Origin of the sequence: Nonomuraea spiralis, assembly GCF_014648435.1 — a bacterium.
GTDB lineage: Bacteria > Actinomycetota > Actinomycetes > Streptosporangiales > Streptosporangiaceae > Nonomuraea > Nonomuraea spiralis.
This window is the reverse complement of the sequence record NZ_BMRC01000012.1, coordinates 191,087-212,443: the sequence shown is the minus strand read 5'-3', so window position 1 is coordinate 212,443 and position 21,357 is coordinate 191,087. Positions and strand designations below refer to the sequence as shown.

Annotated in this window: 19 protein-coding genes; 8 read left to right on the top strand and 11 right to left on the bottom strand. The window is 72.3% G+C overall.

The features are described 5' to 3' along the window. Window positions 1-20: 20 nt before the first annotated feature. The 6 genes from tatC (at window position 21) to IEZ27_RS29065 (ending at window position 8,302) form a co-directional block, all read left to right on the top strand. Window positions 21-890, top strand: coding sequence for a twin-arginine translocase subunit TatC (tatC, locus tag IEZ27_RS29090; RefSeq protein ID WP_229824442.1), 870 nt, complete (start codon window positions 21-23; stop codon window positions 888-890). 16 nt (window positions 891-906) lie between these two features. Beyond that, window positions 907-1,794, top strand: coding sequence for a diacylglycerol/lipid kinase family protein (locus IEZ27_RS29085; RefSeq protein WP_125642677.1), 888 nt, complete (start codon window positions 907-909; stop codon window positions 1,792-1,794). Window positions 1,795-1,880: 86 nt separating this feature from the next. Continuing rightward, window positions 1,881-4,607 carry a DEAD/DEAH box helicase gene (locus IEZ27_RS29080; protein ID WP_189650161.1) on the top strand — a complete coding sequence of 909 codons (2,727 nt, stop codon included), beginning with the start codon at window positions 1,881-1,883 and terminating at the stop codon, window positions 4,605-4,607. A gap of 987 nt (window positions 4,608-5,594) precedes the next feature. Next, window positions 5,595-7,274: an ABC transporter ATP-binding protein gene (locus tag IEZ27_RS29075; RefSeq protein ID WP_229824441.1), complete on the top strand. Its 1,680-nt coding sequence runs from the start codon at window positions 5,595-5,597 to the stop codon at window positions 7,272-7,274. 127 nt (window positions 7,275-7,401) lie between these two features. Then, window positions 7,402-7,983, top strand: a complete 582-nt coding sequence (locus tag IEZ27_RS29070) for a TetR/AcrR family transcriptional regulator (protein WP_189650159.1) — start codon at window positions 7,402-7,404, stop codon at window positions 7,981-7,983. A 148-nt stretch (window positions 7,984-8,131) separates the two neighbouring features. Next, window positions 8,132-8,302, top strand: a complete 171-nt coding sequence (locus tag IEZ27_RS29065; RefSeq protein ID WP_185845040.1) for a hypothetical protein — start codon at window positions 8,132-8,134, stop codon at window positions 8,300-8,302. Between the two features lie 103 nt (window positions 8,303-8,405). On the opposite strand, the gene IEZ27_RS29060 is transcribed toward IEZ27_RS29065, so the two are convergent. Both IEZ27_RS29060 and IEZ27_RS29055 read right to left on the bottom strand, forming a co-directional pair. Beyond that, the gene (locus IEZ27_RS29060; RefSeq protein WP_189650252.1) at window positions 8,406-9,818 is read right to left on the bottom strand and encodes an RNB domain-containing ribonuclease; all 1,413 of its coding nucleotides are present in this window, start codon (window positions 9,816-9,818) and stop codon (window positions 8,406-8,408) included. Between the two features lie 36 nt (window positions 9,819-9,854). Further along, complete coding sequence (locus IEZ27_RS29055; RefSeq protein WP_189650158.1) at window positions 9,855-10,187, bottom strand: STAS domain-containing protein; 333 nt, start codon at window positions 10,185-10,187, stop codon at window positions 9,855-9,857. Between the two features lie 332 nt (window positions 10,188-10,519). Here IEZ27_RS29055 and IEZ27_RS29050 point away from each other — a divergent pair, with 332 nt between their 5' ends. Next, window positions 10,520-12,625: an alpha-galactosidase gene (locus IEZ27_RS29050; protein WP_189650157.1), complete on the top strand. Its 2,106-nt coding sequence runs from the start codon at window positions 10,520-10,522 to the stop codon at window positions 12,623-12,625. Here IEZ27_RS29050 and IEZ27_RS29045 read toward each other — a convergent pair. The 5 genes from IEZ27_RS29045 to IEZ27_RS29025 form a co-directional block, all read right to left on the bottom strand. Next, entirely contained in the window at window positions 12,622-13,242 is a 621-nt protein-coding gene (locus tag IEZ27_RS29045; protein ID WP_189650156.1) for a hypothetical protein, read from the bottom strand. The two genes, IEZ27_RS29050 and IEZ27_RS29045, sit on opposite strands and share 4 nt — an antisense overlap. Continuing rightward, the gene (locus tag IEZ27_RS29040) at window positions 13,229-14,806 is read right to left on the bottom strand and encodes a VWA domain-containing protein (protein WP_189650155.1); all 1,578 of its coding nucleotides are present in this window, start codon (window positions 14,804-14,806) and stop codon (window positions 13,229-13,231) included. Before IEZ27_RS29040 ends, IEZ27_RS29045 begins: the two co-directional genes overlap by 14 nt. Next, entirely contained in the window at window positions 14,803-15,942 is a 1,140-nt protein-coding gene (locus tag IEZ27_RS29035) for a toxic anion resistance protein (RefSeq protein WP_189650154.1), read from the bottom strand. The genes IEZ27_RS29040 and IEZ27_RS29035 overlap by 4 nt, the downstream gene beginning before the upstream one ends. Window positions 15,943-15,971: 29 nt before the next feature. Continuing rightward, window positions 15,972-17,051, bottom strand: a complete 1,080-nt coding sequence (locus IEZ27_RS29030; protein WP_189650153.1) for a hypothetical protein — start codon at window positions 17,049-17,051, stop codon at window positions 15,972-15,974. Between the two features lie 165 nt (window positions 17,052-17,216). Further along, complete coding sequence (locus IEZ27_RS29025) at window positions 17,217-17,588, bottom strand: hypothetical protein (protein ID WP_148109016.1); 372 nt, start codon at window positions 17,586-17,588, stop codon at window positions 17,217-17,219. Window positions 17,589-17,769: 181 nt separating this feature from the next. Between IEZ27_RS29025 and IEZ27_RS29020 the strand changes: the two genes are divergently transcribed. Next, window positions 17,770-18,417, top strand: a complete 648-nt coding sequence (locus IEZ27_RS29020) for a DedA family protein (protein WP_125642704.1) — start codon at window positions 17,770-17,772, stop codon at window positions 18,415-18,417. Here IEZ27_RS29020 and IEZ27_RS29015 read toward each other — a convergent pair. The 4 genes from IEZ27_RS29015 to IEZ27_RS29000 form a co-directional block, all read right to left on the bottom strand. After that, a complete protein-coding gene (locus IEZ27_RS29015; protein WP_125642707.1) occupies window positions 18,361-19,101 on the bottom strand; it encodes a GntR family transcriptional regulator in 741 nt (246 codons plus the stop codon). The two genes, IEZ27_RS29020 and IEZ27_RS29015, sit on opposite strands and share 57 nt — an antisense overlap. A gap of 54 nt (window positions 19,102-19,155) precedes the next feature. Beyond that, complete coding sequence (locus IEZ27_RS29010) at window positions 19,156-19,851, bottom strand: HAD family hydrolase (protein WP_189650152.1); 696 nt, start codon at window positions 19,849-19,851, stop codon at window positions 19,156-19,158. Further along, entirely contained in the window at window positions 19,848-20,573 is a 726-nt protein-coding gene (locus IEZ27_RS29005) for a hypothetical protein (RefSeq protein ID WP_189650151.1), read from the bottom strand. Before IEZ27_RS29005 ends, IEZ27_RS29010 begins: the two co-directional genes overlap by 4 nt. Window positions 20,574-20,683: 110 nt before the next feature. Then, window positions 20,684-21,346: a GntR family transcriptional regulator gene (locus IEZ27_RS29000; RefSeq protein ID WP_229824440.1), complete on the bottom strand. Its 663-nt coding sequence runs from the start codon at window positions 21,344-21,346 to the stop codon at window positions 20,684-20,686. Window positions 21,347-21,357: the final 11 nt, after the last annotated feature.

Sequence of the window (21,357 nt, the reverse complement as noted above, 5' to 3'; positions counted from 1 at the left end):
CTCCTCACCCTGGACTGCGAATGGCGCTGCTCAAACGGTCGAGCGATTCCGGATCGGCCCCCGACCCCGAGGGCCGGATGCCGCTCATGGAGCACCTGCGCGAACTGCGCAACAGGTTGCTCATCGCGGTTCTCGCGATCGTCGTGGGCATCGTCGTCGGGTGGATCCTGTTCGACCCGGTGTGGGAGGCGCTGCGCGCGCCCTACTGCGAGACACCGCAGTCGCACCAGCTCAACGACAAGTGCAGCCTGGTCTACAACGGCATCTTCCAGTCCTTCTTCATCACGCTGAAGGTCTCGGCGATGGTGGGCGTCGTGGTGGCCTCACCGGTCTGGCTCTACCAGATCTGGGCCTTCGTCACCCCGGCCCTCTACCGCAACGAGAAGCGCTACTCGATCGCGTTCCTGGGTCTCGCGGTCCCGCTGTTCGTGTTCGGCGCGGGCCTGGCCTACATGATCATGGACACCAGCCTCGGCATCCTGCTGAGCTTCTCGCTCGAGGACACCGTCGCGACGATCTCGATCGACGAGTACCTCGACTACGTCCTGATCATGTTGCTGATCTTCGGCGTGTCGTTCGAGCTGCCGCTGCTGCTGGTCTTCCTCAACGTCATCGGCGTCCTGTCCCACGCGGCCGTCAAGAAGCACCGGCGTACGGTGATCTTCGCGATGTTCGTGTTCGGGGCGGTCATCACCCCCGGTGGCGACCCGCTCACCATGATGGCGCTGGCCGCGCCGATGATCATCCTGTACTTCCTCGCCGAGCTCTTCATGTACGTGCGGGAGCGCCGCAGGCCCGCGGGCGAGGACTTCTCCCACCTGTCCGACGACGAGGCCTCCCCGCTGGCCGACGTCCCGCCGGAGCCGGAGGATTCCGGCGACGCGCGATAGGCGATAGGTTCCGGGCGTGGCCCCCCAAATCGCCCTGCTCGTCAACCCCGCCGCCCGCGGCGGGCGTACCCTGCGGCTGCTCGAACCCGTCGCCCGCCGCCTGCGGGCCGGAGGCGCCGAGCTGTCGGTGATCGTCGGCTCCGACGCCGCCGACGCCCTCGAACGTGCGTGCACCGCCGTCGCCGAGCGCCCCGACGCGCTCGTCGCCTTCGGCGGCGACGGGCTGGTCCACCTGGCCGTGCAGGCCGTGGCGGGCACCGACGTGCCGCTCGGCATCATCCCGGCCGGCACCGGCAACGACATCGCCGCCGCCCTGGGCCTGGCCCACCGCGACCCGCTGGCCGCGGCCAGGACCGTGTTGCGGATGCGGGCCCGGCCGCTCGACGCGGCGCGCGTGCGGGCGGGGGAGTCGGAGGAGCTGTTCGCCGGGGTGCTGTGCTGCGGTTTCGACTCGCGCGTCAACGAGCGCGCCAACCGCCGTACCTGGCCGCCCGGCAAGGGCCGTTACCTGGTGGCGGTGGCCGAGGAGCTGCGCGCGTTCCGGCCCATCCCGTTCCGGGTCACGCTCGACGACGACGAGGTGGTCGAGCAGGAGGCCATGATGGTCGCCGTGGGCAACACCAGCTCGTACGGCGCCGGCATGCGCGTGTGCCCCGACGCCTCGCCCGACGACGGCCTGCTGGACGTGATGATGGTGGGCGCGGTGTCCAAGGGCGAGTTCCTGCGCGTCTTCCCCGGCGTCTACCGGGGCACGCACGTGAGCCATCGGGCGGTCTCGGTGCGCCGGGCGCGGCGGGTGCGGCTGGAAGCGGCCGACGTGGTGGCGTACGCCGACGGGGAACGCGTGGGCCCGGTGCCGGTCACCTGCGAGATCCAGCCCGGTGCGCTCCGGGTGATCAGTTGACCGGCTGCCCCGGGGGCTCCGGATGTTCGCCGCGGGCCGACCATGGCGGGACGGACCGGAATGGCGATTTCGGTAGGCTGGCAGGTATGACAACGCCAGCGGAACGCTACGCGGCCTTCCGTCAGAAGCACGGTGACGACGGAGGCGCTCTGAGATCGTTCCGCGGTCTCTACGACTTCGAGCTCGACGACTTCCAGCTCGACGCCTGCCGGGCCCTGGAGGCCGGTGACGGCGTCCTGGTGGCCGCGCCCACCGGGTCGGGAAAGACGGTCGTCGGCGAGTTCGCCGTACACCTGGCCCTGGAGCAGGGCCGCAAGTGCTTCTACACCACCCCCATCAAGGCGCTGTCCAACCAGAAGTACAACGACCTGGTCAAACGCTACGGCACGGCCAAGGTCGGCCTGCTGACCGGCGACAACAGCGTCAACGGCGAGGCCCCGATCGTGGTCATGACCACCGAGGTCCTGCGCAACATGCTCTACGCGGGCTCGCCCACGCTGGCCGGGCTCGGCTTCGCCGTCATGGACGAGGTCCACTACCTCGCCGACCGCTTCCGCGGCGCGGTGTGGGAAGAGGTCATCATCCACCTGCCCGAGTCGGTGCGCCTGGTCGCGCTGTCGGCGACGGTCAGCAACGCCGAGGAGTTCGGCGAGTGGCTGGGCGAGGTGCGCGGCGACACCACGGTCATCGTCGACGAGCACCGGCCGGTGCCGTTGTGGCAGCACATGATGGTCGGCAACCGCATCTACGACATGTTCATGAGCGACGACCTGACGCTGCGCATCAACCCCACCCTGATGCGGGTGACGCGCGACGCCGAGCGCCTCACGGCCGGGCGGCGCGGGCGCGGCGGCTACGGCCGGGTCCAGCGCTCGCGGCCGCCCGACCGCGCCCAGGTGATCGAGAAGCTCGACTCCGAGGGGCTGCTCCCGGCGATCACGTTCATCTTCTCGCGCGCCGGTTGCACCGCGGCCGTGCAGCAGTGCCTCCACGCCGGCATCCGGCTGACCACCGACCGCGAACGCCACGAGATCAGGCAGCTCGTCGACGAGCGTACGGCCCACCTGCCCGACGAGGACCTCGCCGTCCTGGGCTACCTGGAGTGGCGCGACTGCCTGGAGCGCGGCCTGGCGGCCCACCATGCGGGCATGTTGCCGGCCTTCAAGGAGGTCGTGGAGGAGCTGTTCACCCGCGGCCTGGTCAAGGCCGTCTTCGCCACCGAGACGCTGGCGCTCGGCATCAACATGCCCGCGCGCAGCGTCGTGATCGAGAAGCTCGACAAGTGGAACGGCGAGACCCACGCCGACCTCACCCCCGGCGAGTACACCCAGCTCACCGGGCGGGCCGGGCGGCGCGGCATCGACGTCGAGGGCCACGCGGTGGTGTTGTGGCAGGTGGGCATGGACCCGCTGTCGGTGGCCGGGCTGGCCGGCACCCGCACCTACCCGCTGCGCTCCAGCTTCCAGCCGTCCTACAACATGGCCGTCAACCTGGTGGGCCAGTTCGGGCGTGAGCGGGCCCGTACCCTGCTGGAGGAGTCGTTCGCGCAGTTCCAGGCCGACCGGGCGGTCGTGGGCCTGGCCAAGCAGCTCCGCAAGCACGAGGAGGCCCTGGAGGGCTACCAGGAGGCCATGACGTGCCACCTGGGCGACTTCCCCGAGTACGCGGCGCTGCGCCGGCGCCTGTCCGACCGGGAGGCCGAGCTGTCCAAGCAGCGTGGCGCGGCCCGGCGCGCGGCGGCCGTGCGCTCGCTGGAGGCGCTGCAGCCGGGCGACGTGATCCGGGTGCCGGGCGGGCGCAGGGCGGGCCTGGCGATCGTGCTCGACCCGGGCCGCAACCCGCGCGGCCACGGCCCGAGCCCGCTGGTGCTGACGATCGGCAAGCAGGTCAAGAAGCTCGACCCGGCCGACTTCCCGGTGCCGGTCGAGCCGCTGGAGAAGCTGCGCATCCCGAAGAACTTCAACGGCCGTTCGCCGAAGGAACGCGCCAATCTCGTCTCCACGCTGCTGGCCAAGATCGGTGATCGCGACCTCGGCAAGCCGGCCAGGGCGCGCGACCACTCGATCGAGGACGACGAGGTCAACGAGCTGCGCCGGCGCATCCGCCAGCACCCCTGCCACGGCTGCGACGAGCGCGAGGACCACGCCCGCTGGGCCGAGCGCTTCTACAAGCTCCAGCGCGAGACCGAGGGGCTGCGCCGCCGGGTCGAGGGGCGTTCCCACGTCATCTCCCGTACCTTCGACCGCATCTGCTCGGTGCTGGAGCAGCTCGGCTACCTGGAGGGCGAGACCGTCACCGACGAGGGGCGCCGCCTGGGCCGCCTCTACACCGAGCTCGATCTGCTGACCGCCGAGTGCCTGCGCGGTGGCCTGTGGGAGGAGCTCGAACCGGCCGAGCTGGCCGCGTGCGTGTCGGCGCTGGTGTTCGAGTCGCGGCAGTCCGACGACGCGCGCCGTCCCAAGGTGCCGGCCGGGCGGGCGCAGGACGCGTTGTCGTCGATGATCCGGTTGTGGGGCGAGCTGGAGGGCATCGAGTCCGACCACGGGCTGTCCACGATCCGTGAGCCCGACCTGGGGTTCGCGTGGGCGGCGTTCCGGTGGGCCAAGGGGCACAGCCTCGACGCGGTGCTGATGGAGGGCGTGGCGGGCAACGAGCTGGCGGCCGGTGACTTCGTACGGTGGATCAAGCAGCTGATGGACCTGCTGGGTCAGCTCGGCAACGCGGCTCCGGAGGGGAGCAAGATCAAGCAGACCGCGGGCAAGGCGATGGACGCCATGCGGCGGGGTGTGGTGGCGTACTCCTCGCTGACCTGAGCGGCGGGTGCCCGGAGGCGGCCGGTGGCGGGCTGCGGGCACCCGTTGGCGCGGGTTGTGGGTGCGGGTTGGGGACGTCTGAGGGCGCGGCGTTCGCTGATGGGCGGGCGCCTGTGGGGGCGGCAGGGCTCCTGGGAGCGTGGATGGTGCCGCCGGATGGCGTGCTCCTGGGAGCGCGGCCTGAGAGTGGGTGCAGGGCGTCTGAGGGCGTGACGCTTGGGGCGCCGGAAGGACGCCCAGGGCGCGGGCGGTGGGCGCGCGTGCGATTGCGGCCGCCGGGGGCTGGCGGCAGGCACGGGTGATTGGTCGCTGGGCGTCGTGGGTGGCGCATACGGGTGGCTGACCGATGGGCGTGGTGGGCGGCTCGTTCGGGCGGTTGGCCTGGGGTGGTGGGTGGCCGGGCCGGGTGGGTTGCGGTTGCCCGGGGTGGCGCGGTTGGTGGGCGTCGGGGGGATTTGGGGTCCCCGGAGTTCTCCAGGGCGGCCCGACAGCGGTGTTGTGTTTTAGGTGAGAACCAGTTCTGAGTAGCATCTTTGAGCCTTCCGTTACCGCTATTAGCGGCTTCGGTGATTTGCGGCTCATTTAACAGGCCGTCAGGAGTGCCTTTGTGGCCGGGATTCACCGGTCAAGTCTCCTTTTAACGCCCGAACTTCTGGTGATATATGGCGAATTAGCGGGTAGCGTCCCTTTTGTCGAATGGAACAGCCATACGGGGGAGGAAGACATGGCTAGCAACCAGCTGACCCAGCCCGGCTTCCAGGAGTCCTGGCGTTGCCGCCGTCGGTGGCGTCGCCGTCGCTGCTGCAACTTCCGTAGGTGGTGGGGCTGGGGGTGGTAGAGCAACCCCTTGAGAGCCGGCGGCCCAGCCGCCGGCTCTCCCTTGCGCTCTCCGGCCGAGAACTCGCTCCCGCAGTTTCCATTCGCCGAACCTTTCGCGAGTTCTGGCCGGACACGAAAGGCCTGCGCCGGTTTTTCGCGTGTGGCGTGGTGTTCGCGGTCCTCGCGGCGCTCTGCGAGGTCGCCGCGATCCGCCTGTTCGGGCACATCACCGACGACGTGCTCGCCACCCGCGATCTGGACGCCTTCTGGGCGCCCGCCTTCACCTGGCTCGGGCTCGCCGCCGTCGCCGGGGTGACGTCCTTCGCCGGCGCGTACGCCACGGCGTACGGCGCGGAGAAGTTCCTGCTCGCCCTGCGTGACCGCGTGTTCGCGCACATCCAGAGCCTGTCGCCGGACTTCTCGGAGAACCGCCGGCTCGGGGACCTCATGGCCAGGCTCACCGACGACATCCAGGCCATCGAGGAGCTCGTCGGCTCCGGCCTGGTCAAGCTGTTCACCACGGCGGCCAGTGTGATCTTCTTCGCCGGCGCCGCCTTCTTCATCCGCTGGGACCTCGCCCTCGTCACGATGGCGCTGATCCCGGCGTTCCTGGTCGTCTCGAAGTTGTTCGCGGCCAGGTTCAGGACGGCGGCGGCACGGGAGCGGTTCAGCAACGGCGCCATGAACAGCGTGCTGGAGGAGGGCCTGGCCAACCAGGCGCTCGTCCAGGCCTACAACCGGCAGGGGGCCGAGTCCGGACGCCTGCACGGCGAGGGCCGCCGCTGGCTGCGCGCCAACCTGTCCCAGGCCTGGTTGTCGGGCCTCTACCAGCCCGTCGTCCAGGTCATCGAGACGGTCTGCCTGATCGTCATCATCGGGTTCGGCGCCTGGGAGATCGTCGCCGGACGGCTCACCCTGGGCGGCCTGCTCGCCTTCGCCGCGTACCTGGCGATGCTCTACCCAGCCGTCCAGGGCCTGGGGGAGATCGCGCTGACGGTGTCGGAGGCGGCGGCCGGGTCCGACCGTGTCATCGAGGTCCTGCGGGCCCGGCCCCTCGTCACCGACGCCGAGTCGGCGGTGGCGCTGCCCGGCCGGAGCGAGGGACGGGTGGAGTTCGACGGCGTCGGCTTCACCTATCCGGGACGTACGCGCCCGGCCCTGCGCGACGTGTCGCTCACCGCCGGGCCCGGCGACCTGGTCGTCTGCACCGGGCCCAGCGGGAGCGGCAAGTCCACGCTGGCCAAGCTGCTGCTGCGCTTCTACGACCCGGACCGGGGGCGCGTCCTGCTCGACGGCCGCGACATCCGGGGCCTGACGCGGGACTCGCTGCGCGACAACGTGGCGATCCTGCACCAGGAGACGCTGCTGTTCTCGGGATCCGTACGCGACAACATCGCCTACGGCCGGCCGGGTGCCTCGCTCGGCGAGGTGATCAGGGCGGCCGAGGCGGCCGGCGTGCACGACTTCGTCAAGCTGCTGCCCCAGGGGTACGACACCCCGGTCGGGCAGCGGGGCCGGCTGTTGTCCGGCGGGCAGCGGCAGCGGATCGGGATCGCCAGGGCCATCCTGCGCGACGCGCCCGTCCTGGTGCTCGACGAGCCGATGACCGGGCTGGACGACGCCACGGTCGCCCAGGTCATGAAGCCGCTGCGGCGGTTGATGGCCGGGCGTACCACGATCCTCATCACCCACGACCTGCGCCACGTGCCGGACGGCGCGCGCATCGTGGAGCTGGAGCCGGTGCCTCGCGAGGACCGGATCAGGCTCAAGCGCGTCGGCTCGTTCGGCCTGCGTCCGCGTCTGGGGGCGCCCCCCGGAGCGGCGGCGCCTGAAGCGGCGCCGCCCTGAGCGGTGGCGCGCGAGGTCCGATGCGGCCGCCCCTCCTGGCTCCGGCCAGGGCGGGCGGCCGCGCCATGCCGGGCTACCGCCCGGTAGAATCGGAGAGTTCCCTCCGCTTGCCGAAGGCAGGTCCCCCATGGGCGACGACCACAGCTCGGCCCGGCCGTTACGCGCCGACGCCCGCCGCAACCGCGAGCGGGTGTTGCAGATCGCGCAGGAGGCGCTGGCCGCCGACGGGCTGACCATCTCCTTCGACGAGATCGCCCGCCGAGCCGGGTTCGGGGTCGGCACCGTCTACCGGCATTTCCCCACGAAAGAGGCGCTGTTCGAGGCGGTGCTGCTGGGCCGGGTCGAACGTTTCGTGGCCGACGCCCGCGCGCTGGCCACCGCGGCCGACGCCGGGCGGGCCTTCTTCGCCTGGTTCTGCCGGGTCGCCGAGCAGGCCGCGGGCAACCAGGCGCTGTGCGACCTGCTGGAGGGCGGCGCCGGGCTCGGCCTGCGGCCCGGCTCGACCCTGGAGGCCGACTTCGCCGACGCGCTCGGGCGGCTGCTGGCCCGCGCGCAGCGGGCCGGGGCCGTACGCCGGGATCTGTCCGCCGACGACGTACGGGATCTGCTGCGCGGTTCGCTGGCGGCCGAACGGCACGCGCGGGGCAGGGGAGCGGCCGGGCGGATGGCCGCCGTGATCTGCGACGGCATGCGGGCCGGGGCCGACTGACCGGCCGGTCAAGACGGTGTCATCATATCGCTACACATCGTCACCTTCGGGCCAGTTTCTCTGCTGATCGGGGCGGACATCCCCAAGGCGTAGACAAAGGATCCCCCTCGGGCAACAGCCGGGGTCCGGTCATGTCGGGAGGTAGCCCGTGTTCGCTCTCATTGCCGCCCTGTTCTTCCTGGTCGCCCTGATCTTCGACATCGCCGGCACGGCCGTCGGCAACGTGCTCACCTCGGGCACGCTCACCACCGCCGGGCTGCTGTGCGTCGCGCTCCACCTGCTGGGCGTCGGCGCGGGCTGGTCGCCGCTCAAGCGGTAGACGGCCGGTCCACCGGCGGTACGGAGAGGGGCCGCGCGCGAGGTCGTCCGCGCGCGGCCCCTCGCTGTGCCGCTCGACGTGTCCGGTCGCCGGCCGCCGGGGCTCAGGCCAGGGTGAAGCGCACCTCGCGGGTGGCCGGGTCGGCCTGCGTCAGGCGTACGGTGACGCGCTCGCCCAGCGGGAGTTCGCCGTCGCAGCGGGCGATCACGGCGGGCTCGACGAGCTGCACCTGGCCGCCGCCGCGGCGCTCGTCCACGTCGATCACCATCGCCTCGAACGCCTGCCCGATCCGGTCGCGCAGCAGGAACGCCTCCACCAGGTCCACGCAGGCCCGGTCGACCGCCCCGGCCCGCCGGCCGGTCGCCGCCATGATGTCGGGCAGCAGCGGCAACACCGCCCGTACGTCGGCGGGCACCGGCTCGCCCGCCGCGACCGCCAGGCACACCTCGGTCGCGTACCGGTCGACCAGGCGCCGCAGCGGGGCCGTGACGTGCGCGTACGGCGCCGCCACCGCCGCGTGCTCGGCCAGCTTGGGCGGCGCGCCGTCGAAGGCGGCGTAACCGGCGCCGCGCAGCAGCACCTTCGACTCGTGCAGGAACGCCGCCTGCTGCGGGTTCTTCGGGTCGAGGTCGTGCACGACCTCCCCGTAACCGGCGCCCTCGGGCCACGGCACGCCGAGCGCCTTCGCGACCCTGCGCACCTTGGCCAGGTCGTCCGGCTGCGGCGCGGGCAGGACGCGCAGGATGCCGATCTCGGCGTCCAGCATCATCGAGGCGGCGGCCATGCCGGTCAGCAGCGAGATCTGCGCGTTCCACGCCTCGGCGGGCAGCGGCATGCGGTACTCCAGCCGGTAGCCGCCGTCGTCCCGGACGATCTCCTGCTCGGGCGTGGGCAGGGTGACGCCGCCGCGCGCCCGCTCCAGCCGTAGCCGCAGCATGCCGATCTCGGCCAGTAGGCCGAGGGTGCCGTCGGCGGTGGCGGTGTCCACGGCGGCCTGCACGTAGGCGTAGTCGAGCCGCTCGCGGCTGCGTACGCGGGCGCGCTGGACGTCCGCGCCGACGATCTGGCCGTCGGCGTCCAGGTCGATCCGCCAGACCGCGGCCGGTCGCGTCGTACCGGGCAGCAGGCTGGCCGCGCCCTCCGACAGCACCTTGGGATGCAGCGGCACCCTGCCCACCGGCAGGTAGACGGTCTCGCCCCTGGTACGGGCCTCCGCGTCGACCGGCCCGCCCACCCGGACGAAGGCTCCGACGTCGGCGATGGCGTACCAGACGCGGTAGCCGTCACGCAGCCGCTCCAGGTGGAGGGCCTGGTCGAGGTCCATCGAGCCCGGCGGGTCGATGGTCACGAACGGCACGTCGGTCAGGTCTTTGGCGTCCAGCCTGGGCACCTGCGCCACCCAGTCGGCCTCGTCCAGCACCGCCCGCGGGAAACCGGCGGGCAGCCGCTGCTCGCGCAGCACACGCTCGAACCCGTCCTCCAGCCTGGCGGGGATCGGGCCAGGAACCTGAATCATCGACACGCCCACAACCTACTCAAGGCGGGCGGACCGTTACGACTGGGGCGTCAGATGGGCGTCGAGGCCGGTGATACGCAGCAGGCGCCTCATGTTGGGCGGGACGTTGGCCAGCCGCAGGGTGGTGTGCCGGCGCGCGGCCTGGTTGTGCACCGAGACCAGGATGCCGAGCCCGGCCGCGTCGATGAAGGACAGGCCGCTCACCTCGATGACCACCGACACGTCCGGCCGCCGCGCCCGCCCGGCCTCCTCCAGCGCGCCGAGCAGATGGCCGCGGACGGCCTCGGTGGTGGCGATGTCGAGCTCGCCGGCCAGGGAGACGGTCACGGTCGTGTCCTGGCGGCTGGTGGTCAGGTGAAGAGAATCCATGGCTCCCCGCTGTCGGTCCGGACGGGGGATTGTGCTGCTGACTACGGGGACCCGCCCTCGGCCGGAGGGTCCGGATGCCATGATGCGTCACGCAGCGCTACTGTCTGTTTCCGAAGAGGAGTGTACATGCCCTCCTGTCCGGCCTCGCGGAGCAGCCCCCCTGGGGGCGAACGCCCGGCCGGATGGGCGGCGGGCGCGGGCGGGAGGAGGTCGCGCGGTGCTGGGAAGGCCGTCCCCACAGGGGCGGCGGGCCCGGCGGGGACGCGCGCGCCGCGATGATCCACGACGGCGACATGCCCGGTAACGTCTCGTTTCACGTGATATTCGGTGTGATGTACCGACATGAGGAGCGTGACGTGCCCCCCGTCATCCTTTCCGCGGCCGGCTCGGCCCTGGTGCTCGACGTCTCCGGCCCCGGCCTGCCGCGGGTGCGGCACTTCGGCGCCGACCTCGGGCCGGTCACCGGAGCCGACCTGCTGCCCGCCCTGCTGTCGCTGACGGCCGCGCTGCCGCTGCTGCCCGGCCAGGGCGACTCCTGGTACGGCAGGCCCGGCCTGTCCGGCGACCGGGCCGGCGAGCACTGGCCGGTGCGCTGGAGCGCCGAGAACGTCGAGACGGCGGCTGAGCCGGGCGCCGGCGGCCGGGCGACCGTCGCCGCCGTGGACGCCGAGGCGGGGTTGCGGCTGGTCAGCGAGCTGGCCATGGACGCCTCCGGTGTCGTCACGATGCGGCACACGGTGACCAACACGGCCGCCTCGCCGTACCGGGTGCAGGGGTTGACCTGCGCGCTGCCGCTGCCCGCGCGGGCGGGGGAACTGCTGGACTTCACCGGCCGCTGGGCGCTGGAGAAGGTGCCGCAGCGCAGGGAGTTCGGGCAGGGGGTGTGGGCGCGGGAGAGCCGCCGCGGCCGCACCGGGCACGACGCGACCGGCCTGCTCGTGGCCGGTACGCCCGGTTTCGGCTTCCGCGCCGGCGAGGTGTGGGCCGTGCACGCGGGCTGGAGCGGCGGCCACGTCCACTACGCCGAACGGCTCGTCGAGGGCCAGGCCGTGCTGGCGGCCGGCGAACTGCTCGAACCCGGCGAGATCACCCTCGCCCAGGACGAGAGCTACACCACCCCCTGGGTCTTTTTCACCTGGTCCGGCAGCGGCCTGGACGACGCCGGCGGCCGCCTGCACGACCACCTGCGCGCCGCCCGCCCGCTCCCGGTACGCCCGGTCACGCTGAACAACTGGGAGGCCACCTACTTCGACCACGGCCTCGACCGGCTGCGCGAGCTGGCCGACAAGGCGGCCGCCGCCGGGATCGAACGGTTCGTGCTCGACGACGGCTGGTTCCGCCACCGCCGCCACGACCGCGCCGGGCTCGGCGACTGGTACGTCGACGAGGACGTGTGGCCGGACGGCCTGCACCCGCTGGCCGAGCACGTACGCGGGCTGGGCCTGCAGTTCGGCCTGTGGTTCGAGCCCGAGATGGTCAACCCCGACTCCGACCTGGCCCGCGCCCACCCCGACTGGATCCTCGCCCGCGCCGACCGGCCGCCCGCGCTCTGGCGCAACCAGCAGGTGCTCGACCTGGCCCGGCCCGAGGTCTACGACTACCTCCTCGACCGCCTCGACACCCTGACCGGCGAGTACGCCCTCGACTACATCAAGTGGGACCACAACCGCGACCTGGCCGAGCCCGTCCACGACGGCGTGCCGGGTGTGCACGCGCAGACCGAGGCGGCCTACCGGCTGATCGACGAGCTGCGCCGCCGCCATGCCGGGCTGGAGATCGAGTCGTGCTCGTCGGGCGGCGCGCGGATCGACTACGGCGTCCTGGCCCGTACCGACCGGGTGTGGGCCTCCGACTGCAACGACGCCCTCGACCGGCAGGCCATCCAGCGCTGGACCGGGCTGCTGGTGCCGCCGGACCGGATGGGCTGCCACGTTGGCGCCCCCCACGACCACATCACCGGCCGCGCGCTGCCGCTCGCCTTCCGGGCGGCGACCGCGATGTTCGGCCACATGGGCGTGGAATGGGACCTGACCTCGGCGAGCCCCGAGGAGCTGGAGGAGCTGGCGGTCTGGATCGCGCTGCACAAGCGGCTGCGCCCGGTGCTGCACGCGGGCCGCGTGGTGCGCGCCGACCACCCCGACCCCTCGACGCTGGTGCACGGCGTCGTGCTGCCCGAGCGGGCCGTGTTCGCCTGCGTCCAGCTCGCCAGCCGCGTCACCGTCAGCCCCGATCCGCTGCGGCTGCCGGGGCTCGACCCCGCCGCCCTGTACGAGGTGCGCGTCGCGGGCCCGCTGCCCGCCGGTGCGGGGCTGCCGCAGTGGGTGCTGGCGCCGGTGCGGCTGCCGGGCTCGGTGCTGGTCGAGATGGGACTGCCCGCGCCCGCGCTGCTCCCGGCCTCCGCGCTGGTCTTCGAGGTCGTACGGGTGTCCGCCGGCTAGCCCAGGTCCAGGTCCGAGCCGCCGAACTTGTCGCGCAGGAACCGGCCCTGGTCGCGCAGCGCCTGCTCGTCGCCCCGGTGGACGGCGTCGGCCACCTCCCGCAGGCCGGCGTCCAGGAGGGCGAGCTGGGCCAGCAGCTCCTCGTGCGCGCTGCGTTCCCGGCCGGCCCGCCGGGTCAGGGCGTACCCGCGCGGCAGGTTCGCGTACGCCTCCAGGCTGGCCGGCAGGTAGCTGCGGATCGTCTGGGACACCACGTGCAGCCGGTCGGGGGAGGCGGCCAGCTGCTCGGCCCGGCCCAGCACGCCCCTGACCACCTCGGCCAGCCCCGCCACGGCCGCCTGCACGTCGGCCGGGAAGCGGCCCTCGATCCGGCGCAGCAGCGCGTCGAGGTCGTCCCGCAGCGCCGACGTCTCGACCTCGGCGTGCGAGATCCGCAACCTCAGGCGCTCGGGCGGGGCCAGCAGCGCGCCCGCACCGTACAGGGCCGCCACGACCACCGGCCAGAACGCGCCCGCCAGCCCGAACAGGTGCGCGACCAGGCCCAGCAGCGCCAGCACGCAGCCGGCGATGTTCCTGGTCGAGCCCAGATAGCGCAGGACCCGCTCACTGATAGCCACGGATCTCCTTGAAGGCGCCGCTCAGCGACGTGGAACGGGCGTCGAACACGGCCCCGCCGGTCAGCGCCGCGATTTTGCGCATCTCCCCGTCGTCGCTCTCGCCGAACAGCACCACGAACGTCGGCGTACGCCGCCGCTCCTCCGGCAGCGCCCGGTAACGCGACTCGAAGGCGGCGTAGTCCGAGCCGTCGGTGTTCTCGCCGTCGGTCATCAGCACGATCGAGCCGTAGTGGCCGGGCGTCACGGGACGGTCGTAGGCGGCGGCCAGGCTGTCGTAGATCGCGGTGCCCCCGCCGGCCCGCAACCCCTGCGCGAACTCCTTGATCCGCGCCAGCGCGGGCGCCGGGTCACGTTCGGGGACGGCGAACGGCACCGGCGTGCCCGGCCGGTCGTTGAACGGGATCATCGTCACCGCCTCCCGGCTGCGAAACCGCGAGAACGCGCCCGAGGCCGAGGTGTCGGCGCCGGTCAGCGCCACCAGCGCCTGCCGCAGCGCCTCGATCCGGTCGCCCTGCATCGAGCCGGAGGTGTCCAGCACGAACATCGCCTCGGCCGGGACGCGCACCCGGTCGAGGTAGGTGGCGATCAGCTCGTCGGCCGTGCCGCGCCGGTTGGGGAAGGGCAGCTCGATGAGCTGCGCCGCGCCGGAACGCGGATCAGGGGGCACGCCGGGCGTGATCGGCCGCCGGTGCGTGCCCGTCACGATCTCCCGTTGCACGGCCGGGGTGCGCAGCCACTCCGCCAGCTTGCCGTACAGCCGCCGCTTCGGCTCGGCGGCCGAGGCGAGCAGCGTCAGCGGGTAGTCGGCGCTGACCACACCGTCGTCCGGGTAGACCAGCGTGACCGGGTCGCGCAGGCCGAGCAGGACGGACTCGTAGTTCACCATGCCGTCCACCCGCGGGTCGCGGGCGTAGGCGTCGGCCAGCCAGCCCGACGAGCCGGCCGTCAGCCGTTGCGCGGAGAAGAAGTCCTTCAGCCTGGGCGTCACCGCGCGGGCCTGCTCGGCGCTGAGCGCGCCGTCGGCGCCCGACAGCGCGGCGGCCACCCCGACCAGGGCGGAGAAACCCGAGTTGGACGAGGCCGGGTTCGTCATGCCGAAGCTGAACCGGCCCTGCCTGGCAGCCGCCGCGATGTCCGACCACGACACCCGGCTCTTGTCCCAGCCCAGCTCCCGGGCCTTGGCGGGCTTCAGGCCGAGCACCACCGGAGACACCATGATCTTGGTCTGGGTGGACAGCCTGGCCTGGGCGCCGTCGATGAGCGACAGGTAGCGGTTGGAGGAGAACCAGATCGCGTCCAGCTCGCCGCCGGCGCGCCCGCCCGCGACCCGCTCGGCGCCGTCCAGCGTGCCGGTGTACGTCAGCCGCACCTGGACGCCGATCTCGCCGGCGGCCTTCCTGAGCAGGGGTTCGAGGTCCTTGATCTCGCTGCCGGCCAGCACGCGCAGCACGTCGGGGCCGTCGGCGGGCACGCCCCCGTCACCGTCACCGCCGCCGTCAACGCCCCCGCAGGCGGCGGCCAGCAGCAGGACGGCCCCGAGCGCCCATCCGGCCCAGCGCCTCACGCCGACTCCCGCGAACGCTCCAGGTACACGCGGGCGTGCTCCAGCTCGGCGCCCAGGCTGTCCACCGTGGCCGCCATGTTGTCCACGGCCTTGGCGCGGAAGGCGTCGATCGTGTCCATGGTGGCGTACACGTTGTCGAACGCCTGCCGCAGCGTGTCCAGGTCCACGGTCGTCGAGGCGGCCTGGTTCTGGATCGCGCCCGCCTGCGTGTGCAGCATCTCGCTGGTGGCCAGGATGAGGTCGCTCGTCGTGGCGTTCAGGGCGGTGATCTGGTCGAGCACCAGCTTCTGGTTGGCCAGCGCCTGCGCGACCGTCACCGCCGTGCGCAGCGCGGCCACCGTGGTCGTGGTCGCCCGGTCCACGCCCTTGCTGAGCTCCAGGTTGTTCTTGCGTACCAGGTCGAGCGCCAGGTAGCCCTGGGCGGAGACGGCGAGCTGGGTGAGGATGTCCTGGTGTTTCTGGCGCACCGCGAACAGCGCGTCGGAGCGCAGCGCCGTGGCCCGCTCCTCGTCGGCCAGCGTGATGCGCTCCTCCAGGGCCGCGTCGAGGGCCTTGGCCATGACCGCGTACTCCTGGAGGCGGGTCATGGCCTCCCACAGGTTGGCCTTCTCGCCCTCAATGGCCGCGTTGTCGCGCAGCAGCTCGTCCTGGCCGGACTTCAGCGCGCGGATGATGTCGTCGAGGTGCTGCTGCGCCGAGCGGTACTTGGCGAAGTAGTCGCGCAGCCGGTCGCCGAACGGGATCAGCCCGAGCAGCCTGCGCGGCCCGCCCGCCGCCTGCTTGGGATCCAGGTCCACCACCGTACGGCGCAGCGCCACCAGGTCGGCGGCCACCTTGGCCTGGGCGTCGGCGCCCTCGCCGCGGGCCGCGTCGAGGGCCGCGACCGGGCGCTTGAGCATGCGGTTGGCCACCTGGGAGGCCGACCTGATCTCGGTGTCGCCCATCGAGGCGAGGTCGTGCACCTTGCGGCCGAACTCCGGCGAGCGCGGGTCGAGCCCGCTCAGCTCGCCGGCGAAGTCCCGCGCCTTGGCGGCCAGCTCGGCCGCGCGCCCGTCGGGCAGGGGGAGCATGGTGGCCGCCGTCTCGGCCGGCACCGGCTGGACCGGCGCGGGCGGCGTGAGCACCAGATCGGACACGTCGGAGTTCTCCTTGCTGGAAGAGGCGGTCACGGGCGGGAGGCGTCGATCGTGGTGATCAGCTTGTCCAGGCGCTCGTAGACGGGCGGCTCGACCACGTCCACCAGGTCGGCGACCGGCGTTCCCGCCTTGGTGGCCCGGTCGGCGAAGGCCCGCGGGTCGGCGGTGCGGAATCCGTGCGCGGCGGCCAGGGAGCGCAGCTCGGGGTCGCCGGTCAGCAGCTCGCCGACGCGGGTTCCCGGCGCGGACAGCGGGACCAGGGTGTGCTTGCTGAGCACGGTGGGGGCGGGGTAGACCAGCCGCATGTCGGGCCGGATCGCGCCGTCGCGGGCGAAGACGTGGGAGAGGTACTGGGCCTCGTACACGACGAGCATCGGCGTCTTGCCCGCGCCGAGGGCGAGATAGTCGTCGAAGGAGGCTTCGCTCGTGGTCTCGGAGAAGCCCTGGTCGAGCACGACGGGGGCGAGGACCGGCGCGATGCCGGCGATCTGCGCGTCGGAGGTGATCACGTTCTCGCCGTTGGCGACGTAGCCGAGGGCCGACAGGTACATGGCCGCGCTGTTGGACGTACGGATGTCGGTGGTGGTGAGCAGGACCCGCTTCCGGGCACGATAGACATCGTTACCCGGGATTTGATCCCATCGAGTGCCTTTAGCCGTTAATTCCAGATATTTCTTTATATCGAGTAGTTGTGGGCCTTTGCCGGAATTGCTGAGCAGGCCGGCCTTCGTCAGCAGCCCCGCGATCGGCTCGAACGTGGCGATCGCCATCGGCGAGTAGAACGGTGAGAACGTCGTCGTCGCGCCCCGGTCACGCTTGATCTTCTCGGCGGCCGGCGCGCTGGAGGGGAAGGCGAAGGCGTACCGGCCGAGGTCCACCTCCGTCGCGATCTGCCGGGAACCGGCGGTGTCCACCTCGACCCGCAGGCCGTGCCGGGCGAAGGCGGCCCTGACCGCCGGGTCGTCGAAGAACGGCTTCTTCTCCGAGCCGATGACACCCCGTACGACACTGAGCTCCGGCGCCTCGGCCGAGCGGTTCCCCAGGACGATCGCGACCACCGCCACCCCGGCCAGGACGACGGCCAAGGCGACGCCGATCCATCGCTTCATCGCATCCCATTTCGCGAAATATCCCCCATGGCAGGGATTATGGGAGTGCGATTGTCGGGGGAGCGCGTCGGAAAGCCGACCTTACGCCAGAATTCACCCGCCGTTCACGAGCCTCGGACATCCACCGGCCCCCGGCTCAGCGGAGCCCGAAGGTTCCCGGCGTTTTCAGTGGGCGATGGGACGCCAGGACGCCCAGTCGATGCGGACGCGGTCGGGACGAGCCGCGTCCACCTTGACCGGCAGCACCGCGCCCGGCACCACCAGGCCCATCGGGACACGCGGCAACGTCTGCCGGTGGACGACCCGGTACGCGGGCCCCTCAACCGGCTGCACCACCAGCCCGAAGCTGACGACCGGCTGGTCGTTGACCGTCATGTGGGTGTCGGCCATCGACTCGACCACGGCCTGCGCGGGAATCCCGGTCGCCAGGAGCCGCTGCCCGTTCCTCGCCATGATCAGGAACGGCAGCCCGACCGCGGCCGTGATCAGCGTCGTCGCGCCGATGATCGCCACAGCCAACAAGATTCCCGTGGTCACTGTGCTTCCCCAGTTCTGTCCTCCGCCCGGCGTCCGGGCGGCTCGTCTCGTCCGATCTCGAAGGAGTCTGCGGCCGCGGGCTTGACCTCCGCTTGATCACCGGTTGCACCCCGGGTGCCGGGGCGTGAGGTTCGGGTGGCGGAGGGCCGGAAGACCCGGCGGGCGGCGTTAGGGTGGCCGCGTGCATATCGACGAATGGCTGCAAGCGATCCCCGCCGCCTGGTTGTGCGCGATGGTCGCGCTGGTGATCGGCCTGGAGAGCCTCGGCATCCCGCTGCCCGGCGAGATCGTGCTGGTCAGCGCCGCCATTCTGTCCGCCAAGGGCGTGGTCAGCCCGGTCGCGGTGGGCGCGTGCGCCAGCGCCGGGGCGATCCTGGGCGACTCCGCCGGCTACGCCATCGGCCGCAAGGGCGGACGCCGGCTGTTCGACCGGCTGGGCCGGCGTTTCCCCAAGCACTTCGGCCCCCGCCACGTCGCCAAGGCCGAGAGCTACTTCCACCGCTACGGCGTGTGGGCGGTGTTCGTCGGCCGCTTCATCGCGCTGCTGCGCATCCTGGCCGGGCCGCTGGCCGGGGCGCTGCGCATGCCGTACTGGCGGTTCGCGGTGGCGAACGTGCTGGGCGGGATCGTCTGGGCGGGCGGCACCACCGCGGTGATCTTCTATCTCGGGCTGGTGGCCGAGAAGTGGCTGAAGGGCTTCTCGTGGGTCGGGCTCGGCGTGGCCGTGGTGTTCGGCATCTGCACCACGCTCTATCTCAAGCGCCGCGCGGCCTCAGCGCTCGATGAGGGTGACCTCGAGGGAGTAGTGAGAGGCCCGGTAGACGTGTGAGCCGTGCTCGACGGCCCGGCCCTGGTCGTCGTACGTCGTCCTGACCATGGTGAGCAGCGGCGCGCCGCGGCGCTCGTCGAGCAGCTTGGCCTCCACCTGCCCGGCGGCGCGGGCCCCGATGCGCTGGTTGGCCACCCGCATGCGCACGCCCGCGCCGCGCAGCAGCTCGTACAGGCCGCGCACTTCCAGGTCGGCGGAGGAGAGCTGGGCCAGCCCCGGCGGGAGCCAGTTGTGCAGGACGGCGAGCGGCTCGCCGGCGGCGAAGCGCAGGCGTTCGAGGTAGAGGACCTCGCTGCCGGGCTCGACGCCGAGGATGGCCGCCTTGTCCTCCTCGACCGGGCGCGGCTCCAGCGCGAGCACCTGCGTGGCCGGCTCCTGGCCCGAACGGCGCAGGTCGTCGTAGAGGCTGGTCAGCTCGACCGAACGCTTGACCTGACCGTGCACCACCTGCGTGCCGACGCCGCGCTTGCGTACCAGCAGGCCCTTGTCGACCAGGTATTGGATCGCCTGGCGGATCGTCGGCCTGGACAGGCCGAGCTTGTCGGCGAGCAGGATCTCGTTGTCCAGCCGGGAGCCGGGCGTCAGGTCGCCTCGCCGGATCGCCTCGGCGATCTGCTCGGCCACCTGGAAGTAGAGCGGCACAGGGCTGGATCGGTCCAGGTCGATGGCCAGGTTCGGGGTCATGCTGATCAGCTTAACCGAGGTCAGAATGTCCAGACAAATAGCGAACACGTAAGGTCATGGGCGGGCCGCGAGCAGCGCGGGGAGCTCGGTGAGCGAGGTGATGCGCGGGAACCCGGCCGGCGCGGGCTCGGCGCCCAGCCGGTCGATCCACACCGAGGGCATGCCGACCGCCGCCGGGCCGCGTACGTCCTTGTCGAGGTCGTCGCCCACCAGCAGCACCTGCGAGGGCGGCAGCCCGAGCGCCCGCGCGGCGGCGGTGTAGCAGCCGGGGGAGGGCTTGAACTGCCCGCCCAGGCACTCGCCGGTCAGCACCGGGCCCAGGTCGAGGCCGAGCGCGCGGACCTTCGCCTCCTGCACCCCCTGCGAGCCGTTGGTCAGGATCCCGAACGTGTGGCCCCGCAGCTTCGCCAGCGCCGGCGCGACGTCGGGGTAGGCGGCCCAGCCGCGCCGGTAGTGCTCGGTGTAGGTGGCGAAGGCCGCTTCGAGGTCGGCGGGCGGCTCGACGCCCAGCTCCCGGCACAACGCGCGCACGCGGCGGCGGCGCTGCTCCTGCCACGAGCACTCGCCCGCCTGCCAGGCCGCCAGGTGGGGGATCTCCAGCGCCGCCCACAGCGCCGCGGCCTCGGCCAGGCGCGGATGGCCGGGCGCCAGCGCCGACACCCACGCGGTGATCGCGGCGTCGGCGGCGCCGCGATGGTCGAGGAGGGTGCCGTCGAGGTCGAACAGGATGCCGTTGATCGCGCCGTTCACCCGGTGAGCATATCGGCGACGACCCGGGCGGCCGTCTCGCGTGGCGGGTAGCCCAGGGTGAGGCCGCGCACCGACGGCGGCGCCTGCGCGAAGCGCGCCTCGGCGTCCTCGCACAACACGTAGTTCAGGGCGGGGGAGTGGTGGCGGTGGGACTCCAGCGCGGCCACCTCGGCCTCGGCCGTCCGGCCGGGCAGCGCCTCGCGGTAGTCGGCGATCAGGGCGGGGAGGTCGAAGAGCCGCTCGTACGGCTCGGTCGTGCCGGCCACGACGCGGACCGCCGAGCCGTCGGCCCGCGCCCGGTAGACCAGGCCGGTGCCGCCGCTCTTGACGAACCAGCGCAGCGCCTCCTCGGCGGGCAGGGTGAAGGTCCCGTACGGTTTGCGCCCGTACAGCAGGGCCTCGGCGATCCAGCGGTCGCACCACCGCTCGTCGCGGTACGGCGTCGGCGATCCGGGGTCGCAGCTCAGGCCCTGGGCCAGGACCGGGTTCCAGGCCGAGACCAGCGGGCTGCTGAAGCGGGGCATGCGGGGGCCGAGCCAGTGGCTCAGCGCGTAGCCGTACCAGACGGTGACGACCTCGGTCTGCCGTTCGGGGCGTCTGCGCTCGTAGACGCCGTTCATCACCTGGCCGTCGGGGTGGCGCCAGGAGCCCGGCTCGATGGCGTCGTCTGTGGGGACCGGAGGGGTGCGGTAGTCGGGATTGAGCGTCCACGCGTCCGCCACAGTGTCGGCTCCTTCGGCGTCGGGATCGCGGCAAGACCATCAGAGTGACTCATCGTGCAACACCCGTCACGGTGAATCAATGAACCGGGTGTGAACGATGATGTTTGTCATCAGTGGTGCTTGCGGTACTCGCCCGCCTGCCGGATGTGGTCGATCATGACGCGCTCGGCGGCGTCGGCGTCGGCGGCCTCCAGGGCGGCCAGCAGTTCCTCGTGGGCCTGGAGTTGCCGCCTGACCTGTTCCGGGTCGAGCCACAGCGACGCCTCGGCGGGCACCGGGACGCCGTTGCGCACGGACCGGGCGTGCGCGCCGAGGAAGGCGGGGCCGCCGATGTCGACGATACGCAGGTGGAAGTGCCTGCTCCGGTCGCCGAGCCGGTCGTGCCTGCCCTGCTCGGCGTCGGCGGTCATCGCGCGGTGCAGGTCGCGCAGCCCGGCGAGGTCGTCCTCGGTGATCCTGGCCGCGGCCAGGCGCGCGCCCAGGCCCTCGACGACCGCGCGCAGCCCGTAGTACTCGGCCAGCGCCTCGTCGCCGAGGTCGATCACGGTCGCGCCGTGGTGGGCCTCGTAGCTGATCAGGCGGTCCTTCTCCAGGCGGCGCAGTGCCTCGCGTACGGGGGTGATCGAGACGCCGAGCCGCCGGGCCACGGCTCCGGCGCGCAGCGCGGTGCCGCCCGGGATGCGGCCGCCGCGGATCTCGTCGAGGAGCACGGTGTAGACGTAGTCGGCCTTGCTCATGGGCGGCGTGGGCGGCGTGGGCTCTGTGGCTGCCATGTCACCAGTCT

Excerpts from the sequence above, each read along its gene's own strand:
- tatC (WP_229824442.1), top strand. The coding sequence starts at position 21 with ATGGCGCTGCTCAAACGGTCGAGCGATTCCGGATCGGCCCCCGACCCC.
- IEZ27_RS29080 (WP_189650161.1), top strand. The coding sequence starts at position 1,881 with ATGACAACGCCAGCGGAACGCTACGCGGCCTTCCGTCAGAAGCACGGT.
- IEZ27_RS29070 (WP_189650159.1), top strand. The coding sequence starts at position 7,402 with ATGGGCGACGACCACAGCTCGGCCCGGCCGTTACGCGCCGACGCCCGC.
- IEZ27_RS29060 (WP_189650252.1), bottom strand. The coding sequence starts at position 9,818 with ATGATTCAGGTTCCTGGCCCGATCCCCGCCAGGCTGGAGGACGGGTTC.
- IEZ27_RS29055 (WP_189650158.1), bottom strand. The coding sequence starts at position 10,187 with ATGGATTCTCTTCACCTGACCACCAGCCGCCAGGACACGACCGTGACC.
- IEZ27_RS29050 (WP_189650157.1), top strand. The coding sequence starts at position 10,520 with ATGTACCGACATGAGGAGCGTGACGTGCCCCCCGTCATCCTTTCCGCG.
- IEZ27_RS29030 (WP_189650153.1), bottom strand. The coding sequence starts at position 17,051 with ATGAAGCGATGGATCGGCGTCGCCTTGGCCGTCGTCCTGGCCGGGGTG.
- IEZ27_RS29015 (WP_125642707.1), bottom strand. The coding sequence starts at position 19,101 with ATGACCCCGAACCTGGCCATCGACCTGGACCGATCCAGCCCTGTGCCG.
- IEZ27_RS29000 (WP_229824440.1), bottom strand. The coding sequence starts at position 21,346 with ATGGCAGCCACAGAGCCCACGCCGCCCACGCCGCCCATGAGCAAGGCC.